This window comes from Flavobacterium sp. 140616W15 (assembly GCF_003668995.1).
Lineage (GTDB): Bacteria > Bacteroidota > Bacteroidia > Flavobacteriales > Flavobacteriaceae > Flavobacterium.
In genome coordinates this window covers 1934006-1956102 of record NZ_CP033068.1, presented here as the reverse complement: position 1 = coordinate 1956102, position 22097 = coordinate 1934006, and the positions used below count along the sequence as shown (strand labels likewise).

Sequence of the window (22097 nt, the reverse complement as noted above, 5' to 3'; positions counted from 1 at the left end):
CAGAAATCTATTCAAAATTAATCTTAGTGCTGACTTTGCAAAATAATTCTTTCGTTGACACTTTCGTAAAAGGGAGTTGGGATTTTGTTTTTAGCGCAATTTTCAATGACGTAATCTACTAAGAAGGCTTTTTCAGTTTGGTTTTTGTTTTCAAAATCCAATTGTAAAGATGATTTGGACTCAAATGGAAATTTAGTCAATAAATCTTTTGAGGTTTCGATATCTTCTATCGTCAGGTTGATATTATTTTTGCGTGCAAGTGACTGAATCTCGATCATCATATTTTCTAGAATATGCATTAGATTTTTATCTTCTAAGAGTTGTCCAAAAGTGACTTTGTAAGCTGAAGTTATTGCAGCAACTGGAGCTACAAATAAGTATTTTTTCCAAAGTATCTGATTAATATCAGCTACATAAGCTATGTCTAAACCTCCTGTTGTTAATAGATCTATTAGCCATTTATTCTCTTTTTCTCCTCCAACGAAAATTTTTCCTGGTCCTCCAATATGCTGAATATGTCCTGGGCTTTTAGCATTAGAAGCTACATAAATACAACCTTCCATAATTTGTCCTAATTCGGGCAATGTTTCACGAATAATCTCTCTAGCATTTACAACATTCTGCAAAGTGATTATTATGGTATTAGTACCTATGCAATCTTTATAAGTAGTTAGGATTTCGCTTAATGAATAAGATTTGCTGGTAACAATCAATACATCTAAGATTCCAATTTCTGTTGGATCATCTGATACTAAATCAGGAAATATAGTTTCTTTAGTGCCTTTAGATTCAAATATTAATCCGCTTTTTTGGATGGCATTTTTAGTTGCGCCTCTGCAAATGAATATAATTTGGGTTGTACTGTCTTTGTACTTTTTTGCCAATGGTGCTCCTACAAATCCGCCGATTCCACCAATCCCAAGAATTCCTATTTTTATTGTATCTGAGTTCATCTTTTAGTATTTACCGTTTTAGGTTATTGATACAAAGTAAATAGGTTTATATTTATATATTGATGTAAAATTATAGGTTATATTTGTATAATTTAAGGATTATGAATAACACTTTTTTTATATATAAAGATTTCGAAATTTATTCGGTTGAAGAATTAACTTGGAAGAAAGAGGTGCATAGGCATAACTTTTTTGAGCTGTTATATATTGAGTATGGCACAGGCAATCATATTCTGAATTCAATTCATCATAATTATAAACAGCATGATACTTATTTGCTTACGCCAAAAGATTACCATTCTTTTAAAACATTAGAACCTACAAAGTTTCATTGCTTGCGTTTCTTGCCTAATTTTTTTTCGAATAGGAGCGAAATTGAAGAAATTGAAAAATTATTTTATTACCACAATCAGCTCAAAGGAAATTTGATTTTGCCAGATGAGGATAAGACATTTTGTGAATTGGTGATTTTAAAAATATTAGATGAAGTAGCAAAGCAAAAGGGGCAGAACGAAATTATAATCAAGAGTTTGATGATGTCACTTATTCAAATAATTAGAAGGAATGCGAGTGTAAATGAAAGCGATATAAATATCCAAACTACTGAGGTTCTTAAGATAGATACTATTCTAAGCTATATTCGTTTTAATATTGCTAATCCACATTTGCTAAAGAAAAAAGAAATGGCCAGCTATTTTAATGTTTCTATACATTATATTGGTGAATATTTTAAAACTCATTTAAATATTACTTTAAGAGATTATATTGTACAAACCAAACTGAAGGTAGTAACTGAAAAATTGAGTAAAAGCAATTTGACTTTTTCAGAAATCAGTAATGATTTGGGTTTTATAGATAGCAGTCATTTTAATAAATTCATTATGCGAAGTACCGGAGTTTCTCCATCTGAGTTTAGGAAGAGGATTTAAGTATTTAAGGTTAAAAGGTTCAAAGGTACAGAGGTGCAGAGTTACAAAGTTACAAAGGTTTTTTGTAGAGGTGTATAGCAGTGCATGTTTAGTATGCGATAAAGGAACACGATACGGATTTTTTAGTTTGATTATTAAAGAGATCCGTTTTTATCTGCGTTTCATTTCTAGATAATCTAATTAAAAAAAAACACCTTTAAACATTACGCTTAAAGGTGTTTTAGAAATTTAAATTATTGTGATTATGAATCTGTATTGCTCATATCTTTTTTGCGATACCCTAGATAAAATACTTGTGGTAATACTGTTAAAGATAATATCATACAAACAATTAGCCCTCCTACAATCATAATTGCCAATGGTTTTTGTACCTCTGATCCCATTCCTGTAGATAATGCCGCAGGTAATAATCCAAGAGATCCCATAAGTGCAATCATTACAATAGGACGTATTCTTGCATAAATACCATTCGATATTGCATCCTTTAAATGCATTCCGGATCGCATATTCTCTTGGATGATTCCGATGAGGACAATACTATCAATTGCGCTGACTCCAAAGAGTATAATGAAACCGATTCCTGCTGATATTCCAAACACTGTTCCTGTTATCCATAACGATAAGAAACCTCCAATAAAAGCATATGGCATGGCACTTACTGCGACCATAGTATCTTTGAAATTACCGAAATTGAAATACAATAGACATAAAATCAGAATTAGTACTACTGGAACAATCATCGCTAATTGTTTAGATGCTCTTTCTTTACTTTCAAATTCTCCTGCCCATTTCATTACATTTTCTTTAGGTAGTTTTACTTCGGCAGCTACTTTTTTCTGTGCTTCTTCAATTGTGCTTCCTAAATCTCTGCCCTCGATACTAAATCCTACTGCTATATAACGGCTGTTTCCTTCACGATATATAAACGTTGGACCCGTTTTATATTCTACAGTAGCGATTTCTTTTAAAGGCACCTTTTTCCCATTCATGGTTGGAATAAGAATATCTTCTATCTTTTCTTTTGAGTCACGGTATTCTTTTTCGAAACGTATGCTAATATCAAATATCTTTTCGTCATCATAAAACTGGGTTGCCGCTTGTCCTCCAATTGTCATTCGAATAACTGCTTGTGCATCGGCAGTTGTAATAGCATAACGCGCCATTTTTTCGTCATGGAGTTGAATTCTTAATTCTGGTAAACCTATATTTTTATATACATTTATATCTTCTATTCCTTTTACATCTTTGATTGACTTAGCAACTTTTGCTGCCATTTCTTCCAATTGAAATAAGTCATTTCCGAAAATCTTTATAACAAGAGGACTTTTTACACCTGCGACATATTCTTCTACATTATCCTGAATAGGTTGGCTAAAACCAAAGCCAATTCCAGGATATACATCCAGCTCCTTTTTAATCTCGGCGATTAAGTCCTCTTTGCTAATTTTACGTTTCCATTCATCCTGATGCAACAATTCAATATGCAATTCGATATTAAAAAATCCTGTTGGATCAGTTCCATCATTTGGTCTTCCTGTTTGCGTAAGTATAAATTTTACTTCTTCAAATTTTCTTATTTTCTCTTTCATCTCTTTTGTAAGACGTACCGCTTCATCAAGATTTATGCTGTTAGGCAAAGTAGCTCTTACATAAATTGCTCCTTCATTTAACTTCGGGATGAATTCGGAACCATAAAAAGCAAATTTGGCACAACATACAGCAAGTAATACCAAGAATCCGTATAATGTTGCTTTACGATTTCGAGTGCTCCATTTAAATAATTTAAATAGGTTTTCTCTAAAGAAACGCGAAATCATATTTTCTTTCTCAACGATATTTTTGGTCAACATTACTTTACACATTGCTGGTACGTAGGTAAGTGACAAAATTAATGATCCTAATAGTGCATAACTCAATGTAAAGGCTAGGGGAGAGAACATTTTCCCTTCTACTTTACTAAAAGAGAATATTGGCATAAGCGCTACAATCAAAATGATTAGAGCAAAGAAAATATAAGTAGCTACACTACCAATACTTTTCTTGATAAGTCCCATTTTACTCATTTTGTTAAAACGTTCCATACCCACTTTGTGTGCCTTTTTTTCGAGTGACACAAAGACCTGTTCGACTATAACCAGCGTTCCTTCGAGCAACAGCCCAAAATCCAGAGCTCCCATAGATATTAAGTTGGCTGGTAACCCTTGTATTCGTAACATTATAATTGCGAATAAGAATGAAAGCGGTATTACCGATGCAACAATTAATGATGTACGCCAATTGTAAAGGAAAATAAACACTATTAATGATACTAGTAATATTCCTTCAACAAGGTTTTTTGTAACTGTTTTTACGGTTGTGTTTACCAACTCAGTACGGTCTATAAACGGAACAATTTTTACATTATCCGGTAGTACTCTTTCATTAAGTTCGTTTAAACGATCTTTAAGTCGCTTTATAACTTCACCTGGATTTTCTCCACGAAGCATAATTACAATACCTTCTACAACATCATTTTCATCATCTAAGCCTACCTGTCCTAGTCTTGGTTTAGCCGCTATTTTAACTTCGGCTACGTGTTTTACCAATATTGGTGACGCCCCTTTAGTTTCTATAAGTATATTACCAATATCTTCTATTTTATTGATAAGACCAACTCCTCTTACTACATATGCCTGATCACCACGTTGGATTACATCACCACCAACGTTTACGTTACTTTTGGAGACAGCTTCGTAAACATCAAGTGCTGATAGATTATAATTTTCTAATTGTGTAGGGTTAATTTTTATTTCGAAGATTTTCTCTTCTCCACCAAAACTTACTACATCGGCAACTCCAGGAACTGATACCAGTTCTCTTTCGATTACCCAATCCTGAATGGCTTTTATTTCTTTAATTGGTAAATCACTTTTTATGACATACCTAAATATTTCACCTGTTGCTCCGGATGGCGGTTCAATATCAACATCTGCACCTTCAGGAAGATCTAATCCGTTAAGGCGATTGGATGCATATTGCTGTGCGTAAAAATCCTCAACATCATCATCAAATAATACGGTTACAACTGATAATCCAAAAAGCGAAATAGAACGTACTTCGGATTTTTTTGGTATCGTATTCATTTGTTTGGAAATAGGAAGTGTAATAAACTTTTCTACTTCTTCGGCGCTTCTTCCTGGCCATTGTGTAATTATCCTTGCTCGGGTATTGGTTACGTCGGGAAAAGCTTCTATAGGCGTATTGATATAGCTTACTATTCCGGCTACTAGTAGTACTGCAGTCAAGAAAAACACTATGAGTGAGTTTTTTAACGAAAATGCTACTAAACCTTGTACAAATTTTTTCATGTCTTGTATTGTGTTTATCCGTTTTTATGGAGGATACTTAGTTTTTTAATCTTTCGTGAATTAACAAGTGATTTTTAGTAATAACCTTTTCTCCTTCGTTAACTCCTTTATCAAAATAAATCCAGTTGTTATTTTTTATGGTAGGATTAATTTCTCTGGTTTCGATTGTGCAGTCATCTTTATAGATTAAGATGTAATTACGATTATTATCAAAGATGGCCGCTTTTGCAGGAACTGCAGCAAGCATTTCTCCTCCTAAGCTTTTATCGATAACAATATCAGCTGTCATTCCTGGTTTTAATTTTAAGTTTTTATTCTCCATTACGATTCTGGCTTTTAGTACATGCTCTTCGGCATCAAAAACTTTAGAAAGCATGGTTATTTTTCCTTTAAAAATTTCTCCAGGATAAGCTGGAGTAGTAACATCTACAAGCATGTTTTCGGTTACGTTTTTTAGATTACTGGTATAAACATTTACCAATACCCAAATTTCTTTTAAATCAGAAATTGTAAAAAGAGGTTCGCTGCCATCAGTTATCTGCATTCCAGGACTAATATTTTTAGCCACAACATATCCTTCTGTTGGCGCTTTTATCTGAAAAACGGCTCTTTCGCTGCTAGCACTAAACATGGCAAGATTTGCTTTTACATTTTCTAACGAAGACTTTAAAACATCTAATTCGCTTTGTGCTTGCATTAAGTCTTTTTGCGAAGCAATTCCATCATCAAACATTGATTTTGTTGCTTGTAACTGACGTTGAGCAACGGATAATTGTGATTGCAATGATTTACTTTCTGATTGCATACCGTTTAGCTCTGTACTTTTTATTTCTGCTAGTACTTGCCCTTTTTTCACATAATCACCTAATGAAAAAGTAGTTTTGGTTATAATTCCTTCTACAAGGCTATTAAATTGTACTACATGGTCATTATTATAGGTAATATTTCCTGTAAGATTTATGGATTCACTAACCGTACGTTTTTGTACAGGATCGATAGTAATTTTTTCTTTTAGATTTTTGTCAATACAAAATTTTTCATCTGTTGTATCTTTAATTGCTTCTTTTTTTTCACACCCGTAAACGAGCATTAATCCAAGGATAGGAAGTAAAATATGTTTCTTCATTATGTTTGTTGTTATTTTTAGATAATTTGTGCAGTATTCTGGATTAGGAGAATTAATTAATTTCCTGACCTGCTATATAGCGTAGTTCTTCAAGGTTTTTATTCAGATCTTTTTTAGAATTTAGCAGTATAGATTTGTTTTCTAAATAGGCTTCTACAAAATCTAGATATTCTAGTATACTAGTATTTCGTTGCATGAAGTTTTTACGATAACTTTCTAAAAGTTTGTCTAAATCTCCTTCATAACTAGAGTCCACACTATCATAAAGTTTTTTGGTTACAATTAAGTCTTCATAGGCTTGCAGTACCTCTGCTTGTACGCTTATTGCTTTCTCTTCGGTAAGTAGCTTGCCTTGGTCAATACTTATTTTTGCGGCTTTTATATTTCCTTGATTTCTATTTAAAAAAGGAAGATCCATAGAGAATCCTACTCCAACAAAATCCTTCATTATATTTGAAGCACGATCATACGTTACACCAAGAGTTACATCGGGCGTTCGCATGGCTTTTTCGTATTTGTACTTATTCGTATTGTATTCATTTTCCAGCTTAAGCACTTTCATGTCTGGTCTGTTTTCTATAGCGGAAGCTAATAGATTGCCTAAGTTTATGTTATTGATGTTTTTATTATCGGGAACAAAACCTTCATCGGTAATTTTGATATAACTTGTAGCAGGCATATTCATAAGAACTTTAAGTTCTTTTTGCAATGAATTATTCTCTTTTTTGAGTTCGCTTATTTCTTTTAAGAATTGTAATTCAGAAGCTTTTAATCTAATATATTCTCCTTTACCAATATTTCCTTGCGTAACTTGATTGCTATATGCTTTGAGTAATGTTTGCATTGAAGAAAGCTGTTTTTGATAAACGGCTTCTTGTGCTTGCACAAATTGTAGTTCGGTTAGATTTCCTCTGAACTCTATTTTTAGATTACGTAAAAAAGTTTTAAAATATTCTTTGGCTATATCTACACCAACTTTTTCCATGGCAATCATCTTTTTTCTTTTCCCTGCCGTTTGGATAAGTTGTTCTAGCTCAACATTAACTTGTGTTGTTCTTCCGAAATTACCTAACATTGGAGGTAAATCTTCAACTGTAGCATTTTTCCAAAGATTTATCTCGCCTACGTTAAGAGTTGGATTTGGCCATAATTTTGCCTGAATAACTTGTGCATCGGCAATGTCGATGTTTAGTTTTTCGGAAATAAGAGAAAGGTTCTTGTCTAGAAACAAAGCCTCGGCCTGTGTTCGAGAAAGAACAATTGTATCGTTTATTGTAGTAATTTGTGCCACACCTCTGTGTGATACAATAACGAGTAGGGTTAAGATTATACGTTTCAAATTATGTTGTTTTTAATATGATGCAAAGCTAGTTGCGGCATATTAAATCATAATTTGATATATATTAAAAGAGGATTAGACTAACATTAGAAAACGATTAGAGTGGCGGAAATAGCAATGTTACCGTTGTTCCTTCATCTTTTTTTGAAGTAATTGCAAAATGAATATTATTTTGCTTGAAGATAATGTTTGCCAAAGAAAGTCCTACACCACTGCCTTTTATATCATCGACATTTTTGCCTCTATAAAAGGTTTGTTTGATAAACTTTAAGTCGTTTTCACTAATGCCTGTACCGTGGTCTTTGATTACTATTTTTAATTGATTATCCTGTTGTAATAAGCTTATTTTTATAGGATTACCATTCGAGTATTTCACGGCATTCTCTATGATATTATACAAAGCAATTTTTATTTCGTTACTATTTCCTTTTATCGAAAGTAATTTGTCATTAGTAACTTCTAGTGCGATTTGAATTTGAGAATCCTTTAGTTTATGTACATCTGGTAACTGGTCATTAATATCCCATACGAGTTCATCAACTCTAAAAACTTCATTAAGTTCGGTATTGTCTCTAAGTCCGGACAACATCATAAGTGTATTGAGAGTATCTTCTATTTGATATACATTTTCTAATACTTTTTCAGACATTTCTTTGTACTCAGCACTTGTTCTTTCTTTTTGTGCAAATACTTCTAAATTTCCAGATATAGCTGTTAAAGGTGTTTTAAATTCGTGAGAAACATAATTGATGAAGTTTTTTTGAATTACAAATGTATCCGATAAACGCTTAAATAAATTATTATAGGTTTCTATAAGTTCTTGTATTTCGTCTTTGGTATTTGGAGATATAATATGTCGGTCTAGTGACGAAGCCTCGATTTCGTTTACCTGATCTACAATGTTTTTAATTGGACTGTAAGCAAGGTTTGATAACTTACGGCTAACCATGTATATTAGTATGAGTCCAATGAGTAAAACCAGCACCATGATAATTAACAATCGGTTGGTGATAGTTTTAAATTCAATATCATTTTTCTTAACAAAAACAACAAAATCACCTTGATTGTCACGGTAATAGCTTCCGAAATAAAAGTGGTGATTTGATTTAAAACTTAATTTCCTATTCTTCCGAATATAATCTAGTCTTTGAATAGTTATATTTTTATCATGTTCTTTTTCACCATAAACAATTTCGTTTTGCTTGTTGTAAACACGGGTTACTATCTCAAGAGAATTTTCTTTGAATTGCTGTCCAATGATTAAATGTTGATTTTCTGGCAATTCATCTTTTTCTAAATAGAAGATTCCAGTAAGTAAACATGTTTTTTGAAGTTCGTTGTACATTATCTTTTCTGAATAGCTGTAAAACGATAAGTATGTTATAATCGAAGCAATTATAAATACTATGCTAAACGTAAATGAAGATATTAATGTAAATCGGTTGCGTATTTTCATAACTATTCTTTAATCATATATCCTGTTCCTTTTATGGTATGGATAAATTTATGGTTTTGTTCTATTTTGTTTCTTAAGTAAGAAATATAAACATCAACCACATTGGTATTATTATCATAATTAATTCCCCAAACGGCATTTAATATTTGGGTTCTTGACATTACTTTATTTCTGTTTTCTAATAAAAACAATAGCAGTTTATATTCTCTTGGCGATAAATCAATTGGTTGATTGTTCTCGGTAACTTTATGTTCTTCAGGGTTTATTGTTAAGCTCCCGCAGGTGTATAATGTTTCGACCTTGTTATAATTAAATTTTGTTCTTCGGGTTAATGCATTGACTCTGGAAATTAGCTCCTGAAAATGAAAAGGCTTCACAAGATAATCATCGGCTCCAGAATCTAAAGCATTCACTTTATCATCGGTATTACTAAGTGCACTAAGCATCAATATGGGAGTATGGATTTTTTTAAAACGCATTAATTTGGTTAACTGAATACCATCAATGCCCGGAAGCATAATATCCATTAAGATAATATCCCAAGTGTTTTCCTGAAGTAAGTCTCTGGCAATTTCACCAGTTTCTGCTAAATGCACTGTGAAGTTATTTTCTTCCAGACCCTTTACTATAAATTCGCTTATGCGTTTATCGTCCTCGATGAGTAAAACATTCATATGATAGTTGTTTCTTGTATTTATTTTAATGACAAAGATTGTGTAAGATGGGATGCGGATGACGCGGATTTACTAACGTAAAGACGCTGATAAAGACAGATTCTTTTTCTTTCTATCAGTTTTAAAATTCGTTTTTTTCCGTTTTTTCGCCTTGGCGAATCCGCGTCATCCGCGTTCCATTTTTAGACAACGTTCATCATAAAACATTTTAAAATGATTATCAAAAATAACACTTAATTACGGGAATCTACTATTAAAACGGAAGGGATAGGGTTTTTTAATATTTTGTTATGAAACAGAATTCTCAAATAATTAATATCAATTCGTAAATTAGGGGCGATATAAATACATTCGAATGACAGTACTTACATTTACTTTGATTATGCTTTTTGGTGCTTTTTTAGCAGGTTTTATAGGCTCATTATCAGGTTTAGGCGGAGGAATAATCATTATACCATTATTAACAGTTGTTTTAGGAGTCGATATCCATTATGCGATTGGAGCTGCTCTGGTATCGGTAATTGCAACTTCATCGGGTTCTGCTGCTGCGTATGTTAGAGAGGGAATTACCAATATGCGTTTGGGAATTTTTCTTGAGATTGCAACTACTATTGGTGCTGTTGGCGGGGCACTACTTTCTACAATTGCACCAACATCTTTTATTGCTGTTTTATTTGGACTCACATTAATTTTTTCGGCTATTAATTCATTACGAAAAAAGGAAGAGCATATTGTTTTAGAGTCAAGTCCATTGGCTAAAAAACTGAAATTGCAAGGAACTTATCCTGCACATGATGGAGAAGTGATTAGCTATGGAACAAAAAATGTTGTGGGAGGATTTAGTATGATGGGAATTGCTGGTATGATGTCAGGATTATTAGGAATAGGCTCTGGTGCTTTTAAAGTAATTGCAATGGATAATATCATGCGAATTCCGTTTAAGGTTTCTACCACAACCAGTAATTTTATGATGGGAGTTACAGCAATGGCGAGTTCTGTAATTTATATCCAAAAGGGGTATATCGAACCAGGAATATGTATGCCTGTAGTTATAGGCGTATTATTTGGAGCTATGGCTGGAGCCAAATTATTAGTTAAAACAAATCCTAAAAAGCTTCGTATCTTTTTTGCCTGTCTTATTTTTGTGCTTGCAATAAATATGATTTATAATGGACTTAATGGAAAAATCTAAGGTTATGACACACGAAAAATTTGGAGAAAAAGATTTTCAATCCATTATAGGGAACTTATTGCGTTACGGAGTATGGATTTCATTATCAGTAGCTTTTATTGGTGGAATTATTTATTTAATGAATCATGGCGGTGATATCGAAGACTATTCGGTATTTAAAGAAAATGACAGAAACATCTTTGAAGTAATTAAAGCGATTTATAACGGAGTTATTCAAGGTAATGGTGAATCAATAATCTTTTTTGGAGTAATACTACTTTTTCTTACTCCAGTATTACGTGTATTATTATCACTATTCTCTTTTTTATTAGAGAAAGATTATTTGTACGTAGTAATTACTCTAATTGTAATTTTTATTATTCTGGTAAGTGTTTCTTTAGGATTTTCTCATTGATGGTTTTAAAGAAGACATAACTAATTTGACTCTACCAAAATGGGTGTTGGTTCTAGCTGTTTTTTACTCTCTTCAGTTTCAATCAATAATGGCTCAATTTGAGAATAATCTTTGATAATTTTTATAGTAATTAAAGCCAATGGTATTTCGATAACTTTATCTATAATATTCAGAATTGTACTTGTAGTTAATTGATCTATAGATGTTGCATCTGCGGTATATCTATAAATGATTTGTCCTAGGACATTATTAATAATCCAGAGTGTCCACCATAGAGTCAATGCTCCAGTTGTGAAATTTTTACCAATGTTTATTCCTTTTTAGATAAGTAAAAATCGCTATCATTATATAGTTCTTTCATTATTTGTAGCGGTCTATATAGAGATATAATTGGAACAAACCAACATCCTGCTGCCCAGCCTTCGCTATGTGATAAGTTGTCAACTTTTAAATGAAGATTATAATAAGCACGTCTAAACCATTGTATAAAAGTGACTCCAGAAATAATGAAAAAAATCAAGTAAATGATTAGAATAATTTGTTGGGTGCTATCATTTGCATTTGCTTCATCTGGAGTTATAAAACCTCCATTTGCTACAGTATGAAGTAAATTGTATTGTAGAAAGTTTGAAATTAATGAAACAATATTAATTGATAAAACAATCCATATTAATAACATTGCATTTTTTGCCCTTTGCTCATTAGGTCTTAATTCTTCCATTATTTTCACTTTGGTTTGGTTGGTTTTTTAACAGAGCGAATATATTCTATTTTGTATTATAATTACTAGTTAAATTTATTTGTTATTCAAATTTATGTTTTGAAATAACTTGATTTTAGATAATTTTGTCATTCCGATGAAAGAGACTCGAGCGGTAGTGAATAGACGTAGTAAATCTCCGTAAGAAACTCCATAATTTTTGTAGAGCTACTTGATGAGACCCTTCCTTCGTCAGGGTGACAAGATTGTGGCTATTTTGTGAGTAATTGATTGATGAATTAAAATTTTTTGTTACTAATATTTACCCCATCGGAGTACAAATCTCGATTAAAAACCCATCAATATCTCTTATATAAGCAACCGTTTGTCCCCAAGGTTTTTGCTTTGCTTCTTGCAAAATGGCAGCGCCAGCTTCTTTAGATTTTACAAGTACTTCTTCTACATTATCGGTTATAAAACCCAATTCGGTAGCAAAAGGTTTATTGGTTAAATCACTTTCTATAAAACCTTTTTTTAAATTAGAATTAGCTAATTCTTTTGATGCAAATGAAATTGTAGTTTCCCCAGTACTAAGTTCTCCGTAATCATTTTCGGGAGTTATAAATTTTCTCGTAAAACCAAAGGCATTTTCATAAAATGAAATTGATTTACTTACATCGTTAACATATAATATTGTATAACCGAATTTTACCATTTTTAATTTTTTTTAATTTTTATAATAATGTGTTAAGTGTATCTCATTAAACACATAGAAACATAGTTTTTATACGTAAAATAGAATACAAAAAGAAATATATTTCTTCCACATAGCTAGCTCTAGCTTTGTATTTTTGAATAAGTGATACGTCTTTTCGAGAGTACAAAATCTATATTTCTATGCGTTGAGATTAATTTTAAATAACGAATTTATAATAGTTAAGACCAATACATCTAAATTAGAAAAAGCTTGACGGAATAGAAATATAGATTTTTTAATGTACGAAAATACAAATAAAAAATAAGTTACCATTCCGCCAAACCTAAAATTATTTACACATTAATTAGTCACTTTACTAGTCCATTCTGTTCCGCTAATGTCGGTGAGGATTATAGTATAATTAGTGTTTTTTTGCAAATGATAATTCGTTAAATCAAAATTCAGAATTGCTTTTGCGCCAAGCGGAATTATCAAACTGTGTTTACCAGGTTTTACTTTTGTAACGTATTTGTTGGCTATGTCTTTTTTAGGAAATTTAGCCAAATCTTCTCCTTTTAAATCCAAGATAATTTCTCCTTGTTCATTCTTTAGCTGAATTCCAATTAAAAACGAACCATAAACATCAACACCTTCTGTACGATATATTTGAAATTGTAAGGCATTATTTTTTATAGTTGCATCGCTAATTTCTACTTTAGGCTTTACCGATTTGTTATGCAATTTTCCAAATACGCCACCGTGAAAGTATTGATTCGTAAATAATGTAAGTGCTAATATTAGTAATGATCCAACTAGAACAATTGGTTTAAGCTTAGGAATAGAAAGTGGTCCTGAACCAAGCCATGAGAACCATTTTGTTTTAGTGAAACCATAATTTTTATTCATGAAGTAATTGTCTAGAGAATAAGAACCGCTTCCGCTTAAAAAGAGAGTAAATCCACAAGCAATTCCTAAAACTCCAATTTGCCATTCGTCTAAGCAAGTGGTACCAATCCAGCCAGAACCTAATAAAATTCCCATGGCTAAATTAAATACTCCAAAGCTCATTAATCGGGTAAAGAATCCTAACATAATTAGTAATCCTACAATAGCTTCGATAATGGTGAAACTAACCATAGACCACCAGAGCGCTTCGGGATTTGTAACTAAATATTCGATTATGGGTTTTATTCCTAAAGCATTGGGAAGGAAATGATTGAATTTTTCACCAATATATCCTGCTTCATCTTGGATTAGTTTGTTCTCGAGAATAAGCCTTCTCCAAAACGCAGAAAAGTATGTCCAACCAATAACAAGCCTAATAGAAAGCGTAAAAAGACCAGCCAAATTATATGACTGATTCGTATGAATATTTTTCATAAGTGTATATTTTAATTTTAAAAAACGATAATAAATAAAACGCGATTGTTTGGGATTATGCCAAATCGGATTTTAATCGTTTGTATAAAATATACAAAGGGGAGTGTTTACAGTGGCAACATTTACATAAATATGTTTTTTATGTAATGCTGTTGCTAATAAAATTTGATTTTGAGAAATAGAAATGGGTAAAACAGGAATTTGTTTCTTAAGCTTCTCAATGCTATTTTCAGATTGATTAACGCTTGATTCTTGTACTTCGCAATAAGAAACTCCTGTTGGGGTAGTTTGGTTCTTATTAAGCGTCTGGAAGTACTCAATATCAAAAACTGAAAACAAAGAACTTTTTACCGAACACGGAGCAAGCGCAAACACTACAGCAAGTAGTATTACGACAAGTCGCATTTTTTTAGGATAGGTTCGTTTGCTTTTCATATTTTCCAAAGATATGCTTTTGTTTTTCTTTTTGCTAAAGTATAAAAGCATTAAGTAAAAAAACACTTTAAATATTTTACTGAATATATCTCTCGCAAAGGAGCAAAGACATAGAGAAAGTGTTGGTAACTTAACGACTTGGTATCTTTACATGAAAAATTTAATTAGAAATTTTAATGCGTTGACCTAAAGCTTAAAGTTATCCAAAATAGATTTTTTATAATTGGATTTCATGAAAAAGTAAATACCTAGTTTTTAAATCTATAAAATAAATTGAACCTTGTAGATCTTCGGGAGATGAAAAAGCCTTTAAGCCGATTTTGGGTTGAAACCAAGAAGGAGTATCATCGGGTAAATAAATTTCTGAGGTGTGAACTTCTAGTTTGTTTATTTTAATAAAATTTTTAAGCCATTCAGGTGTTGTATATAATTCTAAATACACATAATATTCATATGTAAAATGAGCTGACCGCCAATATTGTCCATTTAGTATTTTTACATCCTTTTCGGGTTCACGTCCAGACCATAATTGATATGCTTCATTCGGATCATCGGAATTCTGTTCTATACATGATGTAAACAGTAATGAGAACAGGATGATTGTAATATAAAATACATGGTTTGTTTTCATGGAGCTAGTTTAGGATGAGGTTGTTTTATAGGGTCAGCTTAAAATCATTTTTCGATTAATTGAATGATTTACAATTTGTGAATGTACTTTTGAGCTCTAATTCCTTTCTAAATTCTTTTGGTAATAATAGTTTTGTTCTACAAAAATCCTTAATCTCATATAGTTCCGTTTTTGGATTGAATATAATAGCTTCTGAAGAAGAATAATCAGAATTATAAAACCATACATTGGCATGTTCATCAACATAGAAGCACCAATAATGGTAAGGACTAAAAGTTTGGTTTAGATTTTGTTGAAACAATATTTTATTATGAATATCTGTTATTGCAAATATTATAGACCCATCTTTAAATTGTTTTAGATTTTTTTTTTAGTTTTAAGATCTCGTTGAAAAACAGAATATATCCCTGGTTTATTTATGAATCCTGATTTAATTCTTTGTATCCTCAGTTCGGATTCATTGCATGATACAAAGAGTAAGAATATTAGAAATAATAGAATTCTTTTCATTTTTTAAATTAAGATTTATCTCAGTTTACTATAGATTATGTGATTCTCTCAATATATTTTCAACCATTTCTATTGCTCTTTCATATGTTATTCCGTTTTCCTGATCAATTGTTAATGGATGATTTTCTTCGATACATTTAATCTCAGGAATAAATCCAAGTTCTTGTTCGATAGCAATTGTTTTTAAACTTAGTGTTTCTCCGTAATTAGGAACCATAGTCTGTAACCAGCCAAAATAAGGCTCTTGTTTGGTGCGGTTTTCATCTTCCCACAAATTAATTCTAGTTTCAAAATTCTCAGCACTAATAGATGTCCAAATATCAAAAGCTAAATCTTCATAATGGTCAATGATAGGAATTGTCAATCTGCCACGATGAAAAAAGTATTTATCATCGATAACACATAAACTTTCATCAAGTTGAATTCTTTGTTCTCTTTCTTCAGGAGGAATTGAGAAATAATATTCGGGATAACCAGAGCCAAAACAAAGCGGAAGGTCATTATAAATTACATCACAACATTCGCATTTATAGGCTGTTTTGTTTGTTTCGGTATTTAAAAAAGGAATTAATTTCAATTTGTATGCTATTAGGTTTTGTTATTGATTGAGCTGGGATTCTAGTCTAGCGAAGATATTAATTTAATAGAAATCATACTTAAGGTCTGAATGGAAAGATTTATGTTATTCTTTTTTTGTAGCTATTAATCCAAAGACCAATGCTATAATTAGCAAAATAGTAATTAGAGCTATTTCTTTCCAAGCTGATTTTTCGCAAGAATTATGTCCTTTTAATGTCATAAAATTCAAACCATTTTTATTTTTTTAAATTCAAATACCTCCTTTTCATTTCTTAATCTTTCATAAAAGGAATTTTGTTTTTTTACCTTAAATATTACAGAATCGTAAGCAACTGAGTTTAGAATGTTTTTTTGTCAATCAAGCTTAAATTTTTTAAACCGCATCCTTTTATATAGTAGGAATAAGAGTCTTCGATTACTTTAAAACTAATCTCAGGAATATTATCACCTGTAGATTCAGAATAAGTTGGTTTTTCTCGAAATTGAGCTTTTATCTCTACGAGGTCTTCTGTATTGATTTTATTAGGATTGAAGCATATGTAAATAGCATAAATGATAGTAACTAAAATTATAAACGATATCCACTCTTTTTTTTGTTTCCTCATTTAGTTTTTGTTCTTAAAGGAATTACAGTATTTATACTTCTGATTAACCAATTGCTATCTTCTTTCATTTAAATAAATTTCATGCAATAGTTGTTATATGATTTAGGACTTAGCGAAGATATTAATTAAAAAGATAGGAGAGTTTATTCAAAATGCAGAATTTATTCAAAATTGGATATGAAATTTGTAATATAATATAGGTATTGTTTAATATTTAGCATTGAATTTATAAAACCCAAAACATTTTAAATAGTTGTTATGAAGAAAAATTACGCTTGTTTATTTATTCACTTGTGTATTATTAATTTATAATCTTTTAAAAAATGCTAAAAATCATTCTATTTTCATTGTTGAGCGTTCTAACTCTTAAAGCTCAAGATACTGTAAAAGATACTGTAGCTGTAAAAAACGATACGGTACAGAATTTGAAATTCAATTACAAACAGCTTATTATTCCAGGCGTTTTAATTGGTTATGGACTTATAGGCCTTGAAAGCGATCAGTTAAAAGGATTTAATTCACAAATTCATAATGAAGTAAAAGAGGATATTGATAAGAAAATAACCATTGATGATTTTTCGCAATATGCTCCGGCAGTTTCTGTTTATGCTTTGAATGGATTTGGTGTTGAAGGAAAGAATAATTTAAAAGACAGAACTATAATATTGGGTACGTCTTATGTAATTATGACGGCTACAATATTAGGCCTTAAATCTATTACCAAAGTCGAAAGACCAGATGGGAGCTCTAACAATTCATTTCCTTCGGGACATACTGCAACAGCTTTTGCAGGAGCCGAATTCCTGTATCAGGAGTACAAAGACAAATCGATATGGTATGGTATTGCAGGTTATGCCATTGCTACAGGAACAGGAGTTTTTAGGATGGTTAATGACCGACATTGGCTCACTGATGTTGCAGCAGGAGCAGGGATCGGGATAATGAGCACAAAAATTGCTTATTGGATTAGTCCTTATGTTACTAAGAAGATTTTTGGTGAGAAAGAGAAAAATGTTTCTTCGGTAATAACTCCTTTTTATAATGGCAAACAAATAGGATTTGGGTTTGCAATGGCATTTTAAAATATCTTGATTACCGTTTTAAACTATATTAATTTTATATGTGAATCTTAAACGAACTTACTTTATTTTAAGAAATTTATTAGACACCTCCATAAAATAATAATGCAAAAATAGCGCGGTTCTATTTTTGCATTTTTTCAATCTACTGGTTTTCTGGTCTATTATGAGGTTAAATTTGTATGCGTTTTTGGAAATAACCTGTTTTAAATTTTTTTTGTTCTAAAACAGATTTAAGATAATTCTAAACAAGAACGTAATTAATGTTACAAGCATACTTATTGTTATTATAAAAGATGAGAATTATCTAACAAAAATATCTAGTTGGATTTATCTAAAATTGTAAAAATGTAACCTTAGCGTAATTATATATACAACCAATTAATAATTCCATCTTCATGAGAGGTTATTTTATTGAAGAAAGTTTTTGGTGTAAAACCTGTTATTGATTTAAAATCTTTGATGAGATGTGATTGGTCAAAGAAATCAAGCTGATAGGTAATATCTGAAAAATTAATCTTCGCGCGATCATTCATTTGTTGATGCATGGCTTGGCGAAACCTAATAATTTTTCGAAGTTCAGAAGGCGTTTTTCCAATATGTATTTCAAAATGTTTACACAATGTTTTACGGCTAATTTTATATTTATCGGCAAGGTTTTTAATTGTATAATTACCTTCAGTGTGTTGCATGTCTGCAAGCATAGAACCTAAAAAAGGGTGACTGAACCCTTTAAATTTACTGATGAGGTATTGCTCTAATTTTTTTATTTTCTCTTCTCCCAAAGTAGTATTCATGATTTCCGACATAGATGCAGTAAAATCATTAAAAGGATTAAAGTAAGAAAAAGATTTTCCCGTATAAAAGTTTAGGTTTTTTTCTAAAAAAGCATTTATTCCTAATGGTTTAAAGCTAATGGTTATTTCATGAATATATCCCGGAATATTAATTTCGATAGGTTTCGTATAACCGCATATTAAGGTAGCAAGTAAAGGATTGTTACTGTTTTTTCCGACGGTTAGTTTGTTGTTTTCAAATATGAACTCCGGATATTGATTAATAGAGACTATAGAATTTACATAAGGAAAAGTATAGTAACGTACGTTTTCAGAATCAGGAGATTTTTTGAGAATATAAAAATAATCGATATAATTTTTCAACAATTTATTTTGGGGAACAAAAAGTTTTAGATCCATAAATACAATGAAATAATAGTTGTTTTTAAATCGATTTGGGCTTCAAATATAGTCAAAAAGGGGTTTGATATTTTTAGGTTCTGAAAATTATATTAATCAAATTGTCTTTATTAGACAATCATTATTAAATACTTAGAAATATTGTTTCTTTGGCTGTATCTCATTAAAAAAACAACAAGGAATTTTTCTTGCTATCCACTATATCTTTTTCTGATAAAGAGAGTTAGAGAATACTGCTATCTGGGATAGAATCTTCATTTAGATATGAACATTTATTTATAGAATAAAAAATTATAATAAGGTTGTAACTTCTATCAATTTCTAAATATATTTACGTAATCATTCACTATTTAAAAAAGATGACCAACGTAGAATTAATAAAGAGCGAGCTTGCTAAAAAAGCTACTACATTTATTACAGGAGGATTTAAACCAACAAATTCAATTTCTGAAAGCTGGATTGGACGTGTTTATCTCTACGCAGAAAATGAAGAAATTCCAAAAGATACTAATGGCAATTTAATGTTACCTCTAATACAGCTTTGTTTAGATGGACTTCCTTTTGTTCCAAGTGCTTTATCTCAAACAAAAGTAATTACAGTTTTTATAGCTGCCGATTTGCCAGCAGATTTAACAGAGAATGGTAATAACTGGTTAATTAGAGAGTATAAGAATACAGACGAATTGGTTGTAAAAGATTTGAGAAATGAAGGTTCATATTTAAAAGAATTCCCATTGCAACCGCAAATTATAACTGCAGATTATCCAGTTTGGGATGGTGGCGGAATACCTGAAGAAATAGAAGATAGAATTATAGAACTTGAAGATTCAGGTGAAATAGAAGACTATTATGATATAGTCGAAAACAACTATGGACACAAAGTAGGAGGTTATCCAACATTTTGTCAATCGGGAGTGTTTTTTGGAGATGATTTTGAGTTTTTGATACAAATTTCTACAGACGAAAAAGCAAATTTGAATATTGTAGATAGCGGTACTATTTTTTTAGCTAAAAACTCAAAAACGAATGAATGGAAATACTATTGTGATTTTTATTAGAAGCTTTTTATTTTAGTAGTAGCTTTATGCGTGTACTAATCTCAATAGGCAGCATTCAGTTTTATGAATGCTGCTTGATGAATATGGAAATCTCTTTAATCTGTAATAACGGTAAGTCCATTTTTAATAATGGATATATTAATTTTATTTGTATTCAATACGTGCGATTCTCCATCTATTTGAGCATCCAGCTGAGTAACATCTGGAACTTCAATATCAAGATTTTGAATCAATGCATGTTCTGCTTTTTTAAATTTCTCAACACTATTACGCAATACATGATAACCTAAAGCCATCTTTTTGATAAATGATAATTTAGGAACAATAATTAAATCCAACCAACCATCATTAAGACTGGCTTTTGGCGTTAAGCTCATATTATAGCCCATTTCATTAGAATTAGAAATGAATAATAAAAATGGTTTTGCATTTATTTTTTTATCATTAAAAGATAATAGCGTATTTCGAGTTTTAAATTCTAAACTAGAAGCCAAAGAAGCTTTTACATAAGCAATAAGCGTACGATTTCCTGATTGTTCGTATTTCTTTATGATTAAAGCATCGATCCCAATTCCAGTATTGCTAAAGAAATAATGGTCATTTATTTTACCCACATCTATAGTAGAAACAGCTCCTTTTCGGATTATTTCGACCGCTTTTTCAAATTTTCTTGGGATATTTAAATTCGAAGCTAAACCATTTCCAGAGCCAACGGGGATAATTCCTAGTTTTATAGAAGTACCAATAAGGCAAGAAGCAACTTCGTTTATCGTACCATCACCACCACAGGCTACAATATAATCAGGAGTATTGGCTACAGCCGCCTTGGTTAATTCGATGGCGTGTTTTTTATGTTTTGTATAATCAACAACTGTTTTAAATTGATTATTTGGGAAATAATTCTGAATGAATGATGCAGATATGTTATGTTTTCCATTGCCCGAGATTGGGTTTACTATAAAATGGATATATGTCATTAGTTTTTTTAATTTTTTTGTAAAGATACTGTTTGCAATCTAATATTTTTTATCAATAAAATAGCTTAATATTTTAAATCAAATTCTGAATTTTAAATTGTATTTATTTTGTGTTTTGAATTTTTAAAAATAGAAAAAAATATTAAACTAGAAAGAATAATAAAAAGGACTAAAGACGAACCAATTGTCCCCAAATTTAAACCTCCTTTTTGGATAGGTTTCGTTAGTAGATCTCCAAATGTTGCTCCAAACGGGCGAGTTAGGATAAATGCCAACCAAAACAATGCAATATGTGAGACTTTAAGAAAATAATATGACAGACCTATTACTAAGAGCAAGGTAGCTATTAAAACAGCTCCACCAAGAAAACCTAGCCCTGTATCATCAGCGATGAAATCGCCTAAAGCAGTTCCTAGAGTATTTGAAAATAAGATTGCTGTCCAGTAAAATATTTCTCCCCGAAAACTACTTATAGTTGTAACATTTAATGAGCTTTCAGTTTTTTTCCAAAGAAAAAGAACTACTAACAAGAGTATGATTAATATTGCAGATCCTTTGGCATAACCTAAACCAAGAGTACGATCCATAAAATCTGAAATAGTTGTTCCAGCTGTACTAGTTGCTAATATTACTGCCCAATAAAGTGGCGGAATATACTTTTTGGAAATTAATTGCCCTAAAAGTACAACCATAAATATAAATAAAAGAATGATTGAACTTGCTCCATAGCCTATTTTTAGAGTCATAGACATCAAATCTCCAGCAGTTTCGCCTAATGTTGTAGCGCAAATTTTCATAATCCAAAATGCGATAGTGATTTCGGGTAATTTTTTCATCTTT

General features: G+C 31.1%; 22 protein-coding genes. 5 read left to right on the top strand and 17 right to left on the bottom strand.

Translation table 11 applies throughout. The features are described from left to right. Positions 1–23: 23 nt before the first annotated feature. Entirely contained in the window at positions 24–953 is a 930-nt protein-coding gene (locus tag EAG11_RS08275) for a ketopantoate reductase family protein (RefSeq protein WP_129538773.1), read from the bottom strand. A gap of 101 nt (positions 954–1054) precedes the next feature. On the opposite strand from EAG11_RS08275, the gene EAG11_RS08270 reads away from it, so the two are divergent. Then, on the top strand, positions 1055–1882 hold the full coding sequence (locus tag EAG11_RS08270; RefSeq protein ID WP_129538772.1) for a helix-turn-helix transcriptional regulator: 828 nt from the start codon (positions 1055–1057) through the stop codon (positions 1880–1882). Positions 1883–2124: 242 nt separating this feature from the next. Here EAG11_RS08270 and EAG11_RS08265 read toward each other — a convergent pair whose 3' ends face one another. From EAG11_RS08265 to EAG11_RS08245, 5 genes are all read right to left on the bottom strand, one after another. Beyond that, positions 2125–5229, bottom strand: a complete 3105-nt coding sequence (locus EAG11_RS08265; RefSeq protein WP_129538771.1) for an efflux RND transporter permease subunit — start codon at positions 5227–5229, stop codon at positions 2125–2127. A gap of 37 nt (positions 5230–5266) precedes the next feature. Further along, positions 5267–6355 carry an efflux RND transporter periplasmic adaptor subunit gene (locus EAG11_RS08260; protein WP_129538770.1) on the bottom strand — a complete coding sequence of 363 codons (1089 nt, stop codon included), beginning with the start codon at positions 6353–6355 and terminating at the stop codon, positions 5267–5269. A 52-nt stretch (positions 6356–6407) separates the two neighbouring features. After that, the gene (locus EAG11_RS08255; protein ID WP_129538769.1) at positions 6408–7694 is read right to left on the bottom strand and encodes a TolC family protein; all 1287 of its coding nucleotides are present in this window, start codon (positions 7692–7694) and stop codon (positions 6408–6410) included. Between the two features lie 97 nt (positions 7695–7791). After that, positions 7792–9150, bottom strand: a complete 1359-nt coding sequence (locus EAG11_RS08250; protein WP_129538768.1) for a HAMP domain-containing sensor histidine kinase — start codon at positions 9148–9150, stop codon at positions 7792–7794. Between the two features lie 2 nt (positions 9151–9152). Continuing rightward, the gene (locus EAG11_RS08245; RefSeq protein ID WP_129538767.1) at positions 9153–9824 is read right to left on the bottom strand and encodes a response regulator transcription factor; all 672 of its coding nucleotides are present in this window, start codon (positions 9822–9824) and stop codon (positions 9153–9155) included. Between the two features lie 355 nt (positions 9825–10179). Here EAG11_RS08245 and EAG11_RS08240 point away from each other — a divergent pair, with 355 nt between their 5' ends. Together EAG11_RS08240 and EAG11_RS08235 are read left to right on the top strand one after the other, a co-directional pair. Next, entirely contained in the window at positions 10180–11016 is an 837-nt protein-coding gene (locus EAG11_RS08240) for a sulfite exporter TauE/SafE family protein (protein WP_129538766.1), read from the top strand. 4 nt (positions 11017–11020) lie between these two features. Further along, positions 11021–11410, top strand: coding sequence for a DUF1634 domain-containing protein (locus tag EAG11_RS08235; RefSeq protein ID WP_242499300.1), 390 nt, complete (start codon positions 11021–11023; stop codon positions 11408–11410). Between the two features lie 20 nt (positions 11411–11430). Here EAG11_RS08235 and EAG11_RS22600 read toward each other — a convergent pair whose 3' ends face one another. The 8 genes from EAG11_RS22600 to EAG11_RS08195 form a co-directional block, all read right to left on the bottom strand. Then, the gene (locus tag EAG11_RS22600) at positions 11431–11691 is read right to left on the bottom strand and encodes a DUF4328 domain-containing protein (RefSeq protein WP_164998673.1); all 261 of its coding nucleotides are present in this window, start codon (positions 11689–11691) and stop codon (positions 11431–11433) included. 29 nt (positions 11692–11720) lie between these two features. After that, positions 11721–12131 (bottom strand): DUF4328 domain-containing protein, encoded by a 411-nt coding sequence (locus EAG11_RS22595; RefSeq protein ID WP_129538763.1) that lies wholly within the window; start codon positions 12129–12131, stop codon positions 11721–11723. A gap of 301 nt (positions 12132–12432) precedes the next feature. Further along, the gene (locus EAG11_RS08220; RefSeq protein ID WP_129538762.1) at positions 12433–12825 is read right to left on the bottom strand and encodes a VOC family protein; all 393 of its coding nucleotides are present in this window, start codon (positions 12823–12825) and stop codon (positions 12433–12435) included. A 342-nt stretch (positions 12826–13167) separates the two neighbouring features. Next, positions 13168–14187: a TQO small subunit DoxD gene (locus EAG11_RS08215; RefSeq protein WP_129538761.1), complete on the bottom strand. Its 1020-nt coding sequence runs from the start codon at positions 14185–14187 to the stop codon at positions 13168–13170. A gap of 72 nt (positions 14188–14259) precedes the next feature. After that, a complete protein-coding gene (locus tag EAG11_RS08210) occupies positions 14260–14622 on the bottom strand; it encodes a hypothetical protein (protein WP_129538760.1) in 363 nt (120 codons plus the stop codon). A gap of 217 nt (positions 14623–14839) precedes the next feature. After that, positions 14840–15253, bottom strand: coding sequence for a hypothetical protein (locus EAG11_RS08205; protein WP_129538759.1), 414 nt, complete (start codon positions 15251–15253; stop codon positions 14840–14842). Between the two features lie 538 nt (positions 15254–15791). Further along, the gene (locus EAG11_RS08200) at positions 15792–16340 is read right to left on the bottom strand and encodes a DUF2199 domain-containing protein (protein ID WP_164998672.1); all 549 of its coding nucleotides are present in this window, start codon (positions 16338–16340) and stop codon (positions 15792–15794) included. A 340-nt stretch (positions 16341–16680) separates the two neighbouring features. Then, positions 16681–16947, bottom strand: coding sequence for a hypothetical protein (locus tag EAG11_RS08195; protein ID WP_129538757.1), 267 nt, complete (start codon positions 16945–16947; stop codon positions 16681–16683). Between the two features lie 323 nt (positions 16948–17270). Between EAG11_RS08195 and EAG11_RS08190 the strand changes: the two genes are divergently transcribed. Continuing rightward, positions 17271–18029, top strand: a complete 759-nt coding sequence (locus EAG11_RS08190) for a phosphatase PAP2 family protein (protein ID WP_129538756.1) — start codon at positions 17271–17273, stop codon at positions 18027–18029. A gap of 362 nt (positions 18030–18391) precedes the next feature. Here EAG11_RS08190 and EAG11_RS08185 read toward each other — a convergent pair whose 3' ends face one another. After that, the gene (locus tag EAG11_RS08185) at positions 18392–19186 is read right to left on the bottom strand and encodes an AraC family transcriptional regulator (protein WP_164998671.1); all 795 of its coding nucleotides are present in this window, start codon (positions 19184–19186) and stop codon (positions 18392–18394) included. Positions 19187–19581: 395 nt separating this feature from the next. On the opposite strand from EAG11_RS08185, the gene EAG11_RS08180 reads away from it, so the two are divergent. Continuing rightward, positions 19582–20280 carry a DUF1963 domain-containing protein gene (locus EAG11_RS08180; protein WP_129538754.1) on the top strand — a complete coding sequence of 233 codons (699 nt, stop codon included), beginning with the start codon at positions 19582–19584 and terminating at the stop codon, positions 20278–20280. Between the two features lie 95 nt (positions 20281–20375). Here EAG11_RS08180 and EAG11_RS08175 read toward each other — a convergent pair whose 3' ends face one another. After that, positions 20376–21257 carry a diacylglycerol kinase family protein gene (locus tag EAG11_RS08175; RefSeq protein WP_129538753.1) on the bottom strand — a complete coding sequence of 294 codons (882 nt, stop codon included), beginning with the start codon at positions 21255–21257 and terminating at the stop codon, positions 20376–20378. 92 nt (positions 21258–21349) lie between these two features. Further along, positions 21350–22093, bottom strand: coding sequence for a hypothetical protein (locus tag EAG11_RS08170; protein WP_129538752.1), 744 nt, complete (start codon positions 22091–22093; stop codon positions 21350–21352). Between the last annotated feature and the right edge of the window lie 4 nt (positions 22094–22097).